The organism is Micromonospora sp. NPDC000316, assembly GCF_042898885.1.
Taxonomy (GTDB): Bacteria; Actinomycetota; Actinomycetes; order Mycobacteriales; family Micromonosporaceae; genus Micromonospora.
In genome coordinates, this window is record NZ_JBIAZG010000008.1 from 120,576 (window position 1) to 136,770 (window position 16,195).

A 16,195-nucleotide genomic window follows, 5' to 3' on the forward strand; every position below is an offset into this window, starting at 1 on the left:
GGAAGATGACCACCATGTGCGGACTTCTGGCCTTCTTCAGCGCGAACGGCAACGCCGCCGCGCACCGCGACCACATCGCCGGAGCCTTGGAATGCCTGCACCACCGCGGCCCCGACGAGACAGGGGTCGAGGTGGTCGGCGACGCCACCGGCAGGTACGCGGACGGAGTGTTCGCCCACAAGCGGCTCGCCATCATCGACGTCGCGTCGAGTCACGAGCCGCTGCCGTACGCGAACGGCCGTTACCTGCTCACCTTCAACGGTGAGATCTACAACTACATCGAGCTGCGCGAGGAGTTGATCAGGAACTTCGGGGCGCAGTTCGCCACCGCCGGTGACGGCGAGGTGATCGTGGCGGGCTACCACTTCTGGGGCGAGCAGGTGCTCACCCGGTTGCGGGGCATGTTCGCCTTCGTCATCTGGGACCGGCAGGAGCGGCGCGCGTTCGGTGCCCGCGACTACTTCGGCATCAAGCCGCTGCACTACCTGGAGACCGCCGACGGGCTCTACCTGGCGTCGGAGAAGAAGGCGCTGCTGCCGTTCGCGCACAGCGCCTACCAGGGCGACGCGGGTGTCGACGCGGCAAACCTCAGCCACTACCTGACCCTTCAGTACGTCCCCGAGCCCGGCACCCTGCACAAGGGCATCAACCGGATCGGCTCGGGGGAGTACCTGACCTGGACGCCTGGCGCGCGAATCGACGTCCGCCGGTGGTACAGGCCGGTGTTCCGGCCCGCGCCGGTCGCCGACGAGCAGAAGCTCTACCACGAGATCCGGGAGACGCTGCGCGAGAGCGTGCGCATGCACATGCGCTCCGACGTGCCTGTCGGCTCGTTCCTGTCCAGCGGCATCGACTCCACGGCGGTGGTCGCGCTGGCCCGGGAGTTCAACCCGAACATCCTCACCTTCACCGTCGGCTACGACGTACCGGGCTATTCGGAGATCGACGTCGCCCAGGAGTCGGCCCGGCACCTTGACGTCACCACCATCCCCACCAAGATCGGTCCGCAGGACATGATCGACGCGCTGCCGAAGATCGTCTGGCACCTGGACGACCCGGTGGCGGACCCGGCACTGGTGCCGCTCTACTTCGTGGCGAAGAAGGCCGCCGAGCACGTCACTGTGGTGCTCTCCGGCGAGGGCGCCGACGAGTTCTTCGGCGGTTACACGATCTATCGGGAGCCGCTGTCGCTCGGCACCGTCAACGGCCTGCCCGGCGGCGTGCAGAAGGGCCTGCGTGCCGTCTCCAAGGCGATCCCGCAGGGGGTCAAGGGCAAGAGCTTCCTGGAGCGCGGCACCACCCCCATCGAGGAGCGCTACTACGGCAACGCCCGGATGTTCACCGAGGAGGAGAAGCAGCACCTGATGCGCCGCTACGACCCCTCGGTGCGCTACACCGACGTGACCGCCCCGATCTACGCCGAGTGCACCGAGCTGGACGACGTCACAAAGATGCAGTACGTCGACCTCTACACCTGGCTGCGTGGCGACATCCTGGTCAAGGCCGACCGGATCTCGATGTCGCACTCGCTGGAGGTGCGGGTGCCGTTCCTCGACCGGGAGGTCTTCGACGTCGCGGCGAAGATCCCGGTGGACCTCAAGCTGCCGCCGCGCTCGGACGCCACCAAGTACGCGATGCGTCAGGCATTGCAGGGCGTCGTTCCGCCGGCCATCGTCAACCGCAAGAAGCTGGGCTTCCCGACCCCCACCCGGGTCTGGCTGCGCGGCGAGATGTACGAGTGGGCGCGGCACGTGCTGAGCACCTCGGGCGCGGGTGACCTGCTCGACCTGTCGTACGCGCTGCGGCTGCTCGACGAGCACAAGCGGGAGGAGGCCGACCACTCCCGCAAGGTGTGGACGGTGCTGATCTTCTGCATCTGGCACGCGATCTTCGTGGCCAAGACCCTCGACCCGGGCATCCAGCGCAACCAGTCCGCTCTGCTCACCAAGCCCGTCGTCGGGTCCATGGTGCGCTGATCCGACCTTGTCGGCCAGGAGGTTCGCGACACGCGAACCTCCTGGCCGTTTCAGGGGGTCAGCGGCCGACGCAGCTGACTGTCGGTAGGCCGTTGGTGCCGCTCGTGCTGGCGAGGAAGCCGAAGGTCGTGGTGCCCTCCGGTGCGATCGTGCCGTTGTACGAGACGTTCGTGGCCGTCACCGTCGAGCCGGACGAGGTCTGTGTGGCACCCCAGATCTGACTGATGGACTGCCCGTTGGGCCAGGTCCAGCTCGCGGTCCAGCCGCTATACGGCGTACTGCGGTGGTTCATGATCATGACTTCGCCCTGGAAGCCACCCTGCCAGGCGCTGACGACCTTGTAGACGGCCATGCAGTCGCCACCCGGCGCCGGCGTGGTCGGCGGGGGCGTGGTCGGCGGCGGCGTGGTGGGAGGCGGCGTCGTGGGCGGAGGGGTGGTCGGTGGGGGCGTGGTCGGCGGGGGAGTGGTGGGCGGCGGCGTGCCGCCCGGACCCACACCTGTCACCTGACCGTTGCCGCCGTCGAAGGTCACGTCGGAGCAGCCGAAGAAGTTCTCCTGCGAGTCCGAGCGCACCCAGCGGGAGTAGATGATGTGCCGGCCGCTCTTACCCGAGGGCAGGTTGCCGCTGAAGTAGTAGTGCCCCTCGTTGGTGCCGACACTGCCGCGCTGCGGCGGGTTGGTCACCGTCAGGAACGGCTCCTCCAGGTCACCCCAGGCAAGCGCCCGGGTCGGGCTCCAGCTGTCCTTGGTCACGTAGAAGTAGAACGTGCCCGGGTGGTGCGCCCAGTTGCTGTAGCGGAAGTCAAGCCGCGCGCCCGCCGTCAGGTGGGTCAACGGCCAGTCGGTGCGAGGCAGGTCGAAACCCCGGTAACCGGTGTTGCCGCCACTGCACAGCTGCCCGTCCGGGATGAAGCCGGTGGTCCGACCGCCGGCGTCCGAGCGAAGCACGCTGAACCAGTTGTAGAGCGAGTTGGCCCCGCTCTGCGCCACGGCCGCGGAGCACGCGGGGTTGTTGGGCCTGATCTCACCGGTCTGGCTGAGGCCGTCCTGCCAGCACAGGTAGGTGCGGCTGCCCGGGGTCATGGCCGCGCCGTGCGCGGCGGCCGGTTGCGGAGTGGACGCGAGGGCGACGGCGCCCAGCGCGAGGGTCACGGCCGCGGTAAGCAACGCGGCCGTACGGGAACGATTCACGGGTTCTCCTGACTCGCGAGGCGTGCCGCCCGAAGCCGCCCCGCCGCAATCGGGTGGGATGTGGCCTTCTCGCATCGCTGCGCTGAGCGCCGATGCGACAGGTGACGGCGATGCGGCCCACGATCGGCGGGCGGACATGCGCCATCAACGGTCCTGTCCTGGGACCGGTGCCCTCGCGTCACACAACCCGGCAACCAGCGGTGCGACAGCCCTCGCACCGCTCGGTACGCGTCATCCCATCACGGCACCCGACCGCCACGCAATAGTCGGTCCTCGATGTGCCAAACGCGGCCCCGGCGACCTCGCCGACTCGGGCGTCCACCGGCCCGCCGGGCGCTGCCTCTCATATAGTGATGATTCGGTCACCCGGTGGTGGCAGTCGCCCGGCCGGGATGGCCGGCAGGGTCGACCGGACCGCGACGAGACGAAAGAGGCGGCAGCGCGTGCCCGACGTGTTCGACGAGATGCACCGCCGCTGCCGGGCCGGCGAGCAGGTCGCCCTGGCCACAGTCGTGGACACCTGGCGGTCCGCGCCGCAGCCGCCGGGCGCCGCGCTGCTGGTGGCCGCCGACGGCACGGTCACCGGCAGCGTCTCCGGTGGCTGCGTCGAGGCGGACCTCTACGAGCGCGCCCGCCACGTGCTCCACACCGGCCAACCCGAGCTGATCCACTACGGCGTCAGCGACGACGACGCGTACGCCGTCGGTCTGATCTGCGGCGGAATGCTGGACGTGTACGTGGAACGGTTGGACCACACCGACCTCGCGGCGCTGGACACGGTCGCCGCCGCGCGACAGGCAGGCGACCCGGCGGCGATCGTCACATGCGTGGCCGTCGACGCCGACGACACCCTGGGCGCGGCGCCGAGCGACCCGGCCCGGCGACTCGGCCGACGGCTGGCGCTGACCGGGCAGCGGGTGACGGGTTCGCTCGGCGACGAACGGCTCGACGACGCGGCCACCGCCGACGCGCTCGGGCTGCTCACCGCCGGGCACAGTGGCGTGCTCCGCTACGGCCACCAGGGGCAGCGCCGGGGCGTCGGCCTCAGCCTCTTCGTCACCGCGTACGTCGCCGCACCCCGGATGATCGTCTTCGGGGCGATCGACTTCGCCGCCGCAGTGGCCCGGATCGGCGCGTTCCTCGGCTACCGGGTGACCGTCTGCGACGCCCGGCCGGTCTTCGCCACCAGCCGACGCTTCCCGGAGGCGCACGAGGTGGTCGTCCAGTGGCCGCACCGCTACCTGCGGGCGGAGGTGGACACCGGCCGGGTCGACTCCCGCACCGTCGTCTGCGTGCTCACCCACGACCCGAAGTTCGACGTGCCGCTGCTCGCGCTGGCGCTGCGCCAACCACTGGCGTACGTGGGCGCGATGGGATCGCGGCGCACCCACGACGAGCGGCACAAGCTGCTGCGCGAGGCGGGACTCGACGCGGAGCAGCTCGACCGGCTCGCCTCGCCGATCGGGTTGGACCTCGGCGGACGTACACCCGAGGAGACCGCGGTGAGCGTGGCCGCGCAGATCGTCGCGGCTCGCTGGGGCGGTAGCGGCCGCCCGCTGTCCGCCCTCGGCGGACCGATCCACCACCCGGGCTGACCGGTACCGCGCCTTCGCCGCTCATCGGCCCGCGCGCTGTGCCAGCCTGGTGCCACGGCGACCGTTTCGGCGGCTGACGACAAGGAAGGGACCGCAATGGGGTACGCGGTGGTGCTCGGTGAGGCGCTCGTCGACCTGCTCGACACCGAACGGGACGGGGAGCGGGTCTATCGACAGGCGATCGGCGGCGGGCCGCTCAACGTCGCCGTCGGCGTCGCCCGGCTCGGCGGCCGGGCGCAGTTCGTCGGCTCGCTCGGCGACGACGTGCTCGCCGGGCGGATCCGGGATTTCCTCACCACCGTCGGCGTCGGGCTGACCGGCGTGGTCACGGCGCCGGCGCCGACCACGCTCGCGGTGGTCACCTTCGCCGGCCCGGAACCCGACTTCCGCTTCTACGGGCAGCCGCCCTCCTACGGCCTGCTCGGCCCCGAAGACCTGGACCTGGCGCTGCTGGAGGGCGCCGACGTGCTCTCCTGCGGCTCGGTGGTGCTGCTGCAACAGGGCACCCTCGCCGCCGCCCGCCGGGCCTGGTCGCTCGCCACCGGGCTGCGGGTCTTCGACCCGAACGTGCGCCCCCGGCTGCTGGACGGCCCGGCCGCGCTGGACGGGCTGCGCGCGGTGGTGGCCGAGTTCGCCGCCGGCGCGCACCTGGTCAAGCTGAGCACCGCCGACGCGGACCTGCTGTATCCCGGCGAGCCGGTCGAGGGCGTCGCCGCGTACCTGCGGGAGTTGGGCGCCGCCACGGTCGTCGTGACACTCGGCGCGGACGGTGCGGTGCTGGCCGCCGCCGGCGGCGACCCGGTGCGGGTGCCGGCGCCCAAGGTCAACGCCGTCGACACCACGGGCGCCGGTGACTCGGTGTTGGCCGCGCTTATCGCCGACCTGCTCACCGACGGCGAACCAGGCGGCCCGGGCGGCTGGGTCGAGCGGGTGGCGTTCGCGCTGCGGGTGGCGGGCCTGGTCTGCGAGTCACCAGGCGGCGCCACAGCCATGCCCACCCGCGCCGACGTGGAGCGCCGCTTCGCAGGTCAGACCGCGCCGTCGAGCTCACGGTAGCCGCGCCGCGCCGCGATCAGCGCGGCACGGGCGCCGAAGGGCGCCTCGGCGGCCACCCGCTCCGGCGGGGCGCCGCCGGTGTGCGCCGCCCGGATCAGCCAGGCAAGCTTCGCCAACTCGGCGTGCTGGACGCGGACGAAACCGACATCCACCGGATCGCCGTGACCCGGCACCACCACCGTGCGCGCGGTCGTCAGCCGCAGCAGGTCCGCGACCGCGTCCGGCCACTGCAGGGGGTACGCGTCCTCGAAGGCGGGCGGACCACTCTGCTCCACCAGATCCCCGGCGACAAGCACGTCCACGTCCGGCACGTGCACCACCAGATCGGCGTCGGTGTGCCCCCGCCCCGGATGCCGCAGCAGCACCCGCCGGCCGCCCAGGTCGAGCGTCGTCTCGGTGTGCACCGTGTGCGTCGGGGCGAGCAGCGGCGTGTCGGCCAGCTCGGCGGCGAGCGCCGGGTGCTCCGCGCGCACCTCCTCGTACGCCTCCCGGCGCAGCCGCTCCGGGTCGTCGCGCAGAGCCTCGGCGGCCCGCTCGTGCGCGTACACCGGGCGGGGTGGGTCGCCGGCCAGGACGGCGTTGCCGAAGCAGTGGTCGTAGTGGTGATGGGTGTTGACAAGCGTCAGCGGACGGTCGGTGACGGCCCGGACGGCCGTGGCCAGCTCGGTGGCCTGCGCGGCCGACGACAGAGTGTCCACCAGCAGCGCCCCGTCGTCACCGACGACAAGCGTCACGTTGATCCGCAGCAGCGGCTCACGTAGCACGTGCACCCGATCGGCGACCTCGACGAACCCGCCGCTCACGACGCCCGCCCCGCGCGGTCGACGAAGCGTTGCCGATCCACCATGATCCGGTCCACCCGGCCCCGCGCCACCGTCTGGTCACCGTCGCTGACAGTGACCTCGAACGACAACCGGCGACCGTCGACGGCCGCCAGCAGAGCCTGCGCCCGCACCGTCCGGCCCACCACCGTCGGCGCGAGGTGCTCCAGCTCGACCCGGGTGCCCACGGTGGTCGACCCGGGCGGCATCCCGGTCGCCGTGGCCGCGACTGTCGCCGCCTCCGCCAGCGCGAGCACCCGCGGAGTGCCAAGCACTGGCACGTCCCCGGAACCGACCGCCTGGGCGGTGTCCGCGTCGGTGACAGTCAACTCGACCTGGGCGGTCAGACCCGGCGCGAAGGCCGGCTCGGGCTGCTCCTGCATGGTCGTCAGCCTAGGTGCTCGCCGTGCCCGCCGAGCACCCGCCCGGCGAACCGGCGGCCCCCGCCGAGCACCCGCCCGGCGAACCGGCGGCCCCCGCCGCGGCAGACGTCCGCCGTATCGGCGGTCCCGCCGGGCGCGCTCGGCGGGACCGCCGCACCCTCCGGTGGAGAGCAGGCGGTGAGGTTCTACGGGTGGTCGCCGTCGGTCGATGCCACAGCCGTCGTTAACCTTGACCGCGATGGCCGTCGTGACTGACCCCCAGCCCCCCGCCCGCACCGACCCGCCCGCGTCCCCGGACGGGGGCCGTCGGCGCGTCGTCGCCATGACGATCTGGGCGCTCGCCTTCGTCGCCGCCTGGCTGGCTATCGGGCTGCCCACCGACCCGACGTACGCCTTCGTGTGGATCTGGGCCGGGACCATCGCCTGGAACAGCGACCGACCGTGGCGCAGCCACCTGCGCTTCGCCCGGGACTGGGTGCCTGTGGTGCTGCTGCTGGCCGCGTACAACCTCTCGCGCGGGTTCGCCGACAACGGGGCCACCCCGCACGCCATGGAGCTGATCGTCGCCGACCGGTTCATGTTCGGCTGGGCCACCGGTGGCGAGGTGCCCACCGTGTGGTTGCAGGAGCACTTCTACCGCCCGCAGCTGCAGTGGTGGGACGTCGCGGCGAGCTGGGTGTACTTCTCGCACTTCGTGGTGGCGCTGGCCGCCGCCGCGGTGCTCTGGCTGCGCGACAGGCGTCGTTGGATTGCGTACATGCGGCGTTGGGGGTTCCTCTGCGCCGCCGGCCTGGCCACCTACTTCATCTACCCGGCCGCCCCACCCTGGTGGGCCGCGCAGAACGGGCTGCTCACCGAGGTCGCCCGGATCTCGACCCGGGGCTGGAAGGCGTTCGGCATGCACGGCGCCGGCAACGTGCTCAACGCCGGCCAGATCGCCTCTAACCCGGTGGCCGCGATGCCGTCGCTGCACACCGCGTGGGCGCTGTTCGTGGTGGTGTTCTTCATGGCCACCACCCGGCGCCGCTGGTGGCCGCTGCTGCTCGCGTACCCGCTGGCGATGACCCTCACCCTCGTCTACTCGGGTGAGCACTATGTGATCGACGTGCTGGTGGGCTGGGCGTACGTCGGGATGACCTTCCTGGTCGTCGGCCTGGCCGAGCGCGGCTGGGCCGCATGGCGGGCCCGCCACCCGAAGGCCACTGCCGAACCGGCCCCGAGCGAACCACCAGGTCCGACGACCGACCCCGACCGCATCACCGGAACGCCGACACCAGCACCACCGGTACCCGCCGACCGCTAACCCCACCCCGCGCCGCCCCATCTGTCCCCGCCCCTCTCCGGGGTGCGGGCGGGGGTGGGGCCGGGTGGGTTCAGGTGAGGGTGCGGGCGGCTTGTGCTCGGGTGGTCAGCTCGGCTGCCAGCGCCCACGCCTCGGCCAGGTCGCGGTCCTCGGCGGCCGCCCCCGACCCGCCCGCCGTGTCCGCGTGTACTGTCGCCAACCGCAGCCAGCGCTGCACCGGCCCCTGCACGACCCGCACGCTCTGGATCCGGGCGTACGGCACGATCGCCAACTGCCGGGTGAGCAGACCTGACCGGGTGGCGAGGACCCGATCGAACAGCCCCGCGCCGAGCGCGCCACGGCCCAGTGGGTGCAGCCAGCGTGCCCGGGACGGCGGGCGGTGCAGGGTCAGCGCGTCGAGGCGTACACCAGGTAGCACCTCGGCGACGATCATCGTCGCGGTCGGCAGGTCACCGACCGGCAGCAGCCGGTCCGGGCGGTTGCGGTCGTCGGCCTCGGTGATGGAGTACCCGGCCACCTCCAGGCGCAGCCGCAGCCAGCCCTTGACCCGCCAGAGCAGCGGCCAGGTGGCCCGCACGGTCTGCACGCGGTCCAGTGGCACGGTTTGCGCCCGGGTTTCCAGCAGCCCGTTGTGGACCCGCAGCGTGCCGCCGTCGCGGGCCAGCCGGAAGTTCCAGTCGTCGAGGACCCGGCGGATCGGTTGCAGTAGCACACCGGCCATCGCTGTCAGCGTGCTCGCCACCGCGATGAACGACCACGACTCGGCGGTGGCGAACTGCGCCACGACGAACGCCAGGCCGAACGGAAGTAGGAACGCCTGCGGCGTGAGTAGTTGGCTGACCAGCAGGTTGTTGTTGCGTACCGCGTGCAGTGGCCGACCCGGCGTCGCCGTCGGCGGTGCCGCCCCACCGACCGCCGCGGGCGCCGTGTCGCCCGCCGAGGGCGGTGCCGCCCGACCGGCCAGCGCCAGCAGCCGCTCCCGTAGTCGGGCCGCGTCGGCCACCCCGAGGTACGCCAGCGGGGCCTCGGTCTTGCCCCCGCCGACCACCTCCAGACGCAACTCGGCCAGGCCGGTGAGCTGGGCGAGCAGCGGCCGGACCACCTCCACGGCCTGCAACCGTTCCAGCGGGATTGCCCGGGTACGCCGCCAGAGCAGCCCTTCGTACACCCGCAGTTCGCGGCCCACCACGTGGTAGCCGGTGTTGTACCAACTCACCACCGACAACACTGTCGCGCCGAGCGCCAGGACCACCACCATGGCGGCGAACCAGCCGAAGCCGACCCGGGACAGCGTGGACCAGGACAGCCCGGCGATCACCACGACCAGCGACTTGGCGCCGTGCAGCAGCGGGCTGAGCGGGTGCAGCCGCTGGCGCGGCTCGCCGCCTCCCGGCGGCATCGGCCAGGGATAAGCCGCCCCCGGCGGCATCGCGCCGTAGGGATAAGCCGCTCCCGGCGGCATCGCGCCGTAGGGATAAGCCGCTCCCGGCGGCATCGGGCCGTAGGGATAAGCCGCTCCCGGCGGGACCGCTCCCGGCGGCATTGCGCCCGGCGGCACCGCGCCGTAGGGCATCGCGCCCGGCGGCACCGCGCCGTAGGGCATCGCGCCCGGCGGCACCGCGCCGGGTGGAACCGTGCCGTAAGGCATCGCGCCCGGGGGCGGCACCGCGCCCGGGGGCATCGCGCCGTGGGGCGCGGAGGTGTGGGGAGGCGCGTAGGGCGGCCCGGCGGCGTAGGGCGCGGGCCCCGGCGGTGGACCGGCGGGAGGCGCGCCGCCGGACGGCTGGGTGTCCGGCTCGTCGCTCATCGGGCCGGCCCGTGCTGTCGCCGACGGGTGGGCGGCCGGGCGTTCACAGCCCCTCCGCCCGGTCCTCGCCGAGCGCGGTGAGTCGGTCGCGCAGCCGGGACGCCTCCGCCGGGCGCAGCCCCGGCACCCGTGCGTCGCTCGCGGCGGCGGCCGTGTGCAACTGCACGGTGGCCAAATCGAACGCACGCTCCAGCGGGCCGGCGCTCACGTCGACGAACTGCATCCGGGAGTACGGGACGATGGACAGCCGCCGGACCAGCAGCCCGTGCCGGACCAGCAGGTCGTCGTCGCGCTCCGCGTACCCCCAGGCGCGCACCGCGCGGACGATGGCCGTGGCCCGCCACACGCCGATCAGCAGCACGACGGCGAGGGCGAGCCCGAAAAGCCAGTGACCGCTCAGCGCCCAGCCGATCGCCGTCACCGCGAGGCCGATGGCCACCCCGATCGCCAGTCGGATCAGCTCCACCCAGATCAGGTCCGTGGAGATCGACTGCCAGTGGACGGTGTCCGGCCACGGCTCCAACGGCCCCCGACTCCCGGCTCCTGTCAGGGTCGGGGAGTCGGGCGCACCGGAGTGGGACAGCGCACCGGTGCCCGGCGGCAGGAGGCCGGGGGGTGGCAGGTCGGGCGGGCGCGAGCCGACGTCGTACGCGCCAGAGGGCGGCAGCGCGTTAGGCGGCAGCGGGGCCGGCGAGGACGCGTCGGGCGGGGCGGGCTCGGGGCCGAGCGTGCCCGGGGCCGGGAACGCGCCGGGCGGCGGCGTTGCACCGGGCGGCGCGGCGGCCGGTGTGGGCGGCCACGACGGCGAGGTGGGGCTGGGGAGGGCCGATGGGTCGACGCGGTCCTCCGCGCTCACTGACGGAAACCGTTCCGCGCGTCCTGCGCTGCCTCACGTCGCTCGTCAACGGCGCGCGACGCCACGCTGCTGTGCCTCATCGTTCGCTCGCTGCGCTGGATCACATGTCGAGGGTAGGCGATGCGGGCACCGGAGTGACGGTACGCAGGAAGCCGCGGGCGTCCAGGAAGTCACCGAGACTGCCCCGGTGGGCTGCGCAGGCGAGCCAGGTCTTGCGCCGATCGGCGTCGTGCAGGCGCGGATTGTTCCACTCCAGGACCCAGACGGCGGAGGCGCGGCAGCCTCGGGCCGAGCAGACCAGGGCCTCGTCGGCGGGGGAGGGGATGCTCATCGCGGCCAGTCTAGGCGGCCGAACGAAGTTAGAGCGCCGGGCGGCCACGGGGGGAGCCGCCCGGCGACGGGATGAATGGTACACACCAGGGGCCGGTAGGTGTCCACCTGTGACGGGCGATTCGGTTGCCGGGGACGGCGCGGCGAAAATCGGCTTCTCCCCACCTCCACACTCAGCCGGGCGTGCGAGTCTTGATACCGCACCAGCCGCGACGACCGACAAACGCTGTGGAGGACCGGTGGCCCAGCCGACCACGCCCGATGCCCCGACGCCGAACGGGGTGGCACCGGAGACACCCACGCCGGAGAAATCCGCGCCGGTGACCACGCCCGTCACCACGCCCGCGCAGGACGCCACCCTGCTGGAGAGGGCGCTGTTCGAGATCAAACGGGTGATCGTCGGGCAGGACCGGATGGTGGAGCGGATGTTCGTCGCGCTGCTCGCCCGGGGCCACTGCCTGCTCGAAGGCGTGCCCGGTGTGGCCAAGACCCTGGCGGTGGAGACCCTCGCCAAGGTCGTCGGCGGGTCGTTCGCCCGGGTGCAGTTCACCCCGGACCTGGTGCCGGCCGACATCATGGGCACCCGGATCTACCGGCAGTCGAGTGAGAAGTTCGACGTCGAGTTGGGCCCGGTCTTCGTCAACTTCCTGCTCGCCGACGAGATCAACCGGGCGCCGGCCAAGGTGCAGTCGGCGCTGCTGGAGGTGATGAGCGAGCGGCAGGTGTCCATCGGTGGGGAGAGCCACCGGGTGCCCGACCCGTTCCTCGTGATGGCCACCCAGAACCCGATCGAGCAGGAGGGTGTCTACCCGCTGCCGGAGGCGCAGCGGGACCGGTTCCTCATGAAGATCGTGGTCGGCTACCCGACCGACGCCGAGGAACGCGAGATCGTCTACCGGATGGGCGTCAGCGCGCCGGAGCCGACCGCGGTCTTCGACACACCCGACCTGATCGCCCTGCAACGCAAGGCGGACCAGGTATTCGTGCACAACGCGCTTGTCGACTACGCGGTCCGGCTGGTGCTGGCCACCCGTACCCCGGCCGAGCACGGCATGCCCGACGTGGCCCAACTCATCCAGTACGGTGCCAGCCCGCGTGCCTCGCTCGGCCTGGTCCGGGCCACCCGCGCGCTGGCTCTGCTGCGCGGCCGGGACTACGCACTCCCGCAGGACGTGCAGGACATCGCCCCGGACATCCTGCGGCACCGGCTGGTGCTCAGCTACGACGCGCTCGCCGACGACGTGCCGGCCGACCACATCGTGCACCGTGTGATGTCGACAATTCCGCTCCCGGCGGTCGCACCCCGGCAGCAGGCCACCCCGTCGTCCACCGTTCCGCCGACGGGTGCCGGCTGGCCCGGGCAGCGGCCGTGACCTCACCCACCCCTCGTCCCGCCCCCCTCGGCGACCGCAGCGAGGCGGTGCTGTCCCGCCTCCAGTTGCTCGTCACCCGCAAGCTCGACGGTCTGCTTCAAGGCGACTACGCCGGCCTGCTGCCGGGGCCGGGCAGCGAGGCGGGGGAGTCGCGGGAGTACCGCCCCGGCGACGACGTCCGCCGGATGGACTGGCCGGTCACCGCCCGGACCACGACACCGCACGTGCGGCGTACGGTCGCCGACCGGGAGTTGGAGACCTGGCTGGCGCTGGACCTGTCGGCAAGCCTGGACTTCGGCACCGGGCAGTGGCTCAAGCGCGAGGTCGTGGTGGCCGCCGCGGCCGCCATCGCCCATCTGACCGTGCGCGGCGGTAACCGGATCGGCGCGGTGATCGGCACCGGCGGCGGCGGGTCCGCACCGACCCGCCGCTTTCGGGGTGGCTCACCGCCGCCCGGGCCGGGAGTGTTCACCCGGCTGCCGGCCCGCTCGGGCCGTAAGGAGGCGCAGGGCCTGCTGCGTACGGTCGCCGGCACCGTGATCCAGCCCGGTCGGGGCGATCTGGGCGCGCTTGTCGAGATGCTCAACCGGCCGCCCCGACGGCGTGGGGTGGCGGTGGTGGTCTCGGATTTCCTCGCCCCGACCGAGCAGTGGGCCCGGCCGATGCGCAAGCTGCGCGTACGGCACGATGTGCTGGCGATCGAGGTGGTGGACCCGCGCGAGCTGGAGTTGCCCGACGTGGGGGTGCTGCCGGTGGTCGATCCGGAGAGCGGTGAGCTGCACGAGGTGCAGACCGCCGACCCGCGACTGCGGAAGCGCTACGCCGATGCCGCCGCCGCCCAACGGGCCGCGATCGCCGCTGCCCTGCGCGGCGCGGGCGCTGCCCACCTGCGTCTGCGTACCGACCGAGATTGGCTGCTGGACATGGTGCGTTTCGTTGCCGCGCAGCGGCACGCCCGCACCCGAGGGACGACACGATGATCCGTTTTCTGCAACCGTGGTGGCTGCTGGCTGTGCTGCCGGTGTTCGCCCTCGCCGCGTTCTACGTCTGGCGGCAGCTACACCGCCGGGCGTACGCGATGCGGTTCACGAACGTGGACCTGCTGCGTACCGTCGCGCCGAAGGGCCTGGGCTGGCGTCGGCACGTGCCGGCGACCGCGTTCCTGCTCTGCCTGCTGGTGCTCGCCACCGCGCTGGCCCGCCCGGCGGTGGACCGGAAGGAGCCGCTGGAGCGGGCGACGGTGATGCTCGCCATCGACGTCTCGCTGTCGATGCAGGCCGACGACGTGGCGCCGAACCGGCTGGAGGCCGCGCAGGAGGCGGCCAAGCAGTTCGTCGGCGAGCTACCGGAGAGCTACAACCTGGGCCTGGTGTCGTTCGCCAAGGCGGCAAACGTGCTGGTGCCGCCGAGCAAGGACCGGGACGCGGTGACAACCGCTATCGATGGGCTGGTGCTGGCCGAGGCGACCGCCACCGGTGAGGCGGTGTTCACCTGCCTGGAGGCGATCCGGTCGGTGCCGGCCGATGGCGCGGCGGGCATCCCACCGGCGCGGATCGTGCTGCTCTCCGACGGGTTCCGCACCTCGGGCCGGTCGGTGGAGGAGGCGGCGGCCGCCGCGCAGGCGGCAAACGTGCCGGTGTCCACAATCGCGTTCGGCACCGACACGGGCCAGGTCGACATCGGTGGGCAGTTGCAGCGGGTACCGGTGGACCGGCTCGCCCTTGCCGAGCTTGCCGAGACCACCGAGGGCTACTTCTACGAGGCGGCGTCGGTGAGCGAGCTGAAGCAGGTCTACCAGGACATGGGCAGTTCGATTGGCTTCCGCACCGAGCCGCGCGAGGTGACCCAGTGGTACGCGGGGCTGGCGCTGTTGCTGGCGCTCTGCGCCGGTGCGCTGAGCCTGCTCTGGTCGTCGCGGATGCTCTGAGCCGGTGGGCTCAGCTCAGGGCCGGCGGCGACCACCGCCGGCCAGCACGGCTCACCGACCCGCCGCCGGGAGCGGCTCAGTGGCCGGTGACGGCCAGCACGGCTCAGTGGCCGCCGCCGGCCAGGACGAAGACGATGGCCACCCAGACGGCGGCGAGGGTGAAGCCCAGCGGGGCGACGTAGCGGCTCATGGACGGCTCCGGGTGGCGGCTGGATGGTCCGCAGGCGGGGCGGACCGCAGGGGGTGGGGACGCGCACACGAAGTCGTGACCGGGCAACTCCCGGCAACCGTCCGGTAGTCGGACGGCGCGGCACACGCACCCCGGCGTCGGCCGAGGTGGTGGGGGAGCGAAGCGGGGTCAGCTCACCAGACTGAGTCGTGGCTCAGCGGGGCTGACCATCGGCCCGGCCACGACTGGGAGGATCGCTATCTCGCACAGCGATCACCTCCTGCAAGTCGGGCGGGCCGGAACGTCGATGATCGTACACCTGGGTTGTCGACGGGACGCAGTCGGCCGACCGGCTGGCGGCCCCTCCCCCGCCCGGCTGGCGCTGCCGTTCCGGGCGGGCCGCTCGCCCCGTTCGCACGACCGTGACCAGCACCGCGGCGAGCAGCGGCAGCCAGCAACAGCGGGCCAGCACCCAGCCCGGGCCGTCCGGCGCGGTGTGCAGCCCCGGCAGGGTCAGCCCGACGCGAGCGGTGAGCGCGGGCAACCTCGCGTAAGGCGTGCCACCAGGGGTTGATCCCCGCGTCGTACCCCGGTGTGACGCGGTCCCCGTTAGCGCTTACCTGCCGGTAACGCCTAGGCTCGCCTGCGACTGAGATCAGCTGAGCAAGGGGGAACAGTGGCCCGTACCGTGCTGGTGACCGGGGGCAACCGGGGGATCGGCCTGGCCATCGCGCAGGCCTTCGCCAAGCAGGGCGACCGGGTGGCGATCACCCACCGCAGCGGCGAGGCCCCGGAAGGGCTGTTCGGCGTACGGGCCGACGTCACCGACGCGGCCTCGGTCGACGCCGCGTTCACCGCCGTCGAGGCCGAGCTGGGGCCGGTCGAGGTGCTTGTCGCCAACGCCGGCGTCACCGCCGACACGCTGCTGCTGCGCATGTCCGAGGAGCAGTTCACAGGCGTCGTGGACACCAACCTCACGGGTGCGTTCCGGGTCGCCAAGCGGGCCTCCGGCAAGATGCTCCGCGCCAAGTGGGGCCGCATGATCTTCATTTCCTCGGTGGTCGGCCTCTCCGGCGGTGCCGGGCAGGTCAACTACGCCGCCAGTAAGGCCGGTCTGGTCGGCGTGGCCCGCTCCATCACCCGGGAGTTGGGCAGCCGCAACATCACCGCCAACGTGGTGGCGCCCGGCTTCATCGACACTGACATGACCGCCGGCCTGTCCGACGACCGCAAGGCCGAGATCCGCAAGTCGATCCCGGCCGGCCGGATGGCCAGCCCCGACGAGGTGGCCGCGGTCGTCACCTGGCTGGCCTCCGACAGCGCCGGGTACGTCTCCGGCGCCGTGATCCCTGTCGACGGCGGCCTCGGCATGGGCCACTGACACCCTTTGAGTACGGAGGAAATCTG

At 72.5% G+C, this 16,195-nt stretch carries 15 protein-coding genes; 8 read left to right on the top strand and 7 right to left on the bottom strand.

What is annotated here, in order from left to right; genetic code table 11:
* Positions 1–14 precede the first annotated feature (14 nt).
* Complete coding sequence (gene asnB, locus ACFY2Q_RS18055) at positions 15–1,976, top strand: asparagine synthase (glutamine-hydrolyzing) (protein WP_387131461.1); 1,962 nt, start codon at positions 15–17, stop codon at positions 1,974–1,976.
* A 58-nt stretch (positions 1,977–2,034) separates the two neighbouring features.
* On the opposite strand, the gene ACFY2Q_RS18060 is transcribed toward asnB, so the two are convergent.
* Positions 2,035–3,168: a lytic polysaccharide monooxygenase gene (locus tag ACFY2Q_RS18060; protein ID WP_387131464.1), complete on the bottom strand. Its 1,134-nt coding sequence runs from the start codon at positions 3,166–3,168 to the stop codon at positions 2,035–2,037.
* A 443-nt stretch (positions 3,169–3,611) separates the two neighbouring features.
* Between ACFY2Q_RS18060 and ACFY2Q_RS18065 the strand changes: the two genes are divergently transcribed.
* Positions 3,612–4,763: an XdhC family protein gene (locus tag ACFY2Q_RS18065; protein ID WP_387131466.1), complete on the top strand. Its 1,152-nt coding sequence runs from the start codon at positions 3,612–3,614 to the stop codon at positions 4,761–4,763.
* 96 nt (positions 4,764–4,859) lie between these two features.
* Positions 4,860–5,819: a carbohydrate kinase gene (locus ACFY2Q_RS18070; protein ID WP_387131469.1), complete on the top strand. Its 960-nt coding sequence runs from the start codon at positions 4,860–4,862 to the stop codon at positions 5,817–5,819.
* Here ACFY2Q_RS18070 and ACFY2Q_RS18075 read toward each other — a convergent pair.
* Positions 5,792–6,622: an MBL fold metallo-hydrolase gene (locus ACFY2Q_RS18075; RefSeq protein ID WP_387131472.1), complete on the bottom strand. Its 831-nt coding sequence runs from the start codon at positions 6,620–6,622 to the stop codon at positions 5,792–5,794. The genes ACFY2Q_RS18070 and ACFY2Q_RS18075 overlap by 28 nt on opposite strands.
* On the bottom strand, positions 6,619–7,023 hold the full coding sequence (locus ACFY2Q_RS18080; RefSeq protein ID WP_387131475.1) for a thioesterase family protein: 405 nt from the start codon (positions 7,021–7,023) through the stop codon (positions 6,619–6,621). Before ACFY2Q_RS18080 ends, ACFY2Q_RS18075 begins: the two co-directional genes overlap by 4 nt.
* A 238-nt stretch (positions 7,024–7,261) precedes the next feature.
* Here ACFY2Q_RS18080 and ACFY2Q_RS18085 point away from each other — a divergent pair, with 238 nt between their 5' ends.
* Positions 7,262–8,326: a phosphatase PAP2 family protein gene (locus ACFY2Q_RS18085; protein WP_387131479.1), complete on the top strand. Its 1,065-nt coding sequence runs from the start codon at positions 7,262–7,264 to the stop codon at positions 8,324–8,326.
* A 70-nt stretch (positions 8,327–8,396) separates the two neighbouring features.
* Here the strand turns inward: ACFY2Q_RS18085 and ACFY2Q_RS18090 are convergent, their stop codons facing one another.
* The 3 genes from ACFY2Q_RS18090 to ACFY2Q_RS18100 all read right to left on the bottom strand — a co-directional run bounded on the left by ACFY2Q_RS18090 (position 8,397) and on the right by ACFY2Q_RS18100 (position 11,320).
* Positions 8,397–9,788: a PH domain-containing protein gene (locus ACFY2Q_RS18090; RefSeq protein WP_387131675.1), complete on the bottom strand. Its 1,392-nt coding sequence runs from the start codon at positions 9,786–9,788 to the stop codon at positions 8,397–8,399.
* Between the two features lie 388 nt (positions 9,789–10,176).
* On the bottom strand, positions 10,177–10,716 hold the full coding sequence (locus tag ACFY2Q_RS18095; protein WP_387131676.1) for a PH domain-containing protein: 540 nt from the start codon (positions 10,714–10,716) through the stop codon (positions 10,177–10,179).
* Positions 10,717–11,089: 373 nt separating this feature from the next.
* A complete protein-coding gene (locus ACFY2Q_RS18100; RefSeq protein ID WP_387131482.1) occupies positions 11,090–11,320 on the bottom strand; it encodes a hypothetical protein in 231 nt (76 codons plus the stop codon).
* Positions 11,321–11,558: 238 nt separating this feature from the next.
* On the opposite strand from ACFY2Q_RS18100, the gene ACFY2Q_RS18105 reads away from it, so the two are divergent.
* The 3 genes from ACFY2Q_RS18105 to ACFY2Q_RS18115 are packed head-to-tail and all read left to right on the top strand — an operon-like array spanning position 11,559 to position 14,619.
* Complete coding sequence (locus ACFY2Q_RS18105) at positions 11,559–12,692, top strand: AAA family ATPase (protein ID WP_387131484.1); 1,134 nt, start codon at positions 11,559–11,561, stop codon at positions 12,690–12,692.
* The gene (locus ACFY2Q_RS18110) at positions 12,671–13,672 is read left to right on the top strand and encodes a DUF58 domain-containing protein (protein WP_387131677.1); all 1,002 of its coding nucleotides are present in this window, start codon (positions 12,671–12,673) and stop codon (positions 13,670–13,672) included. The genes ACFY2Q_RS18105 and ACFY2Q_RS18110 overlap by 22 nt, the downstream gene beginning before the upstream one ends.
* Positions 13,669–14,619, top strand: coding sequence for a VWA domain-containing protein (locus tag ACFY2Q_RS18115; protein ID WP_387131486.1), 951 nt, complete (start codon positions 13,669–13,671; stop codon positions 14,617–14,619). The genes ACFY2Q_RS18110 and ACFY2Q_RS18115 overlap by 4 nt, the downstream gene beginning before the upstream one ends.
* A 103-nt stretch (positions 14,620–14,722) precedes the next feature.
* Here ACFY2Q_RS18115 and ACFY2Q_RS18120 read toward each other — a convergent pair whose 3' ends face one another.
* Entirely contained in the window at positions 14,723–14,896 is a 174-nt protein-coding gene (locus ACFY2Q_RS18120; protein ID WP_387131489.1) for a hypothetical protein, read from the bottom strand.
* Positions 14,897–15,464: 568 nt separating this feature from the next.
* Between ACFY2Q_RS18120 and fabG the strand changes: the two genes are divergently transcribed.
* Entirely contained in the window at positions 15,465–16,169 is a 705-nt protein-coding gene (gene fabG, locus ACFY2Q_RS18125) for a 3-oxoacyl-ACP reductase FabG (RefSeq protein ID WP_387131492.1), read from the top strand.
* The last annotated feature ends 26 nt before the right edge of the window (positions 16,170–16,195 follow it).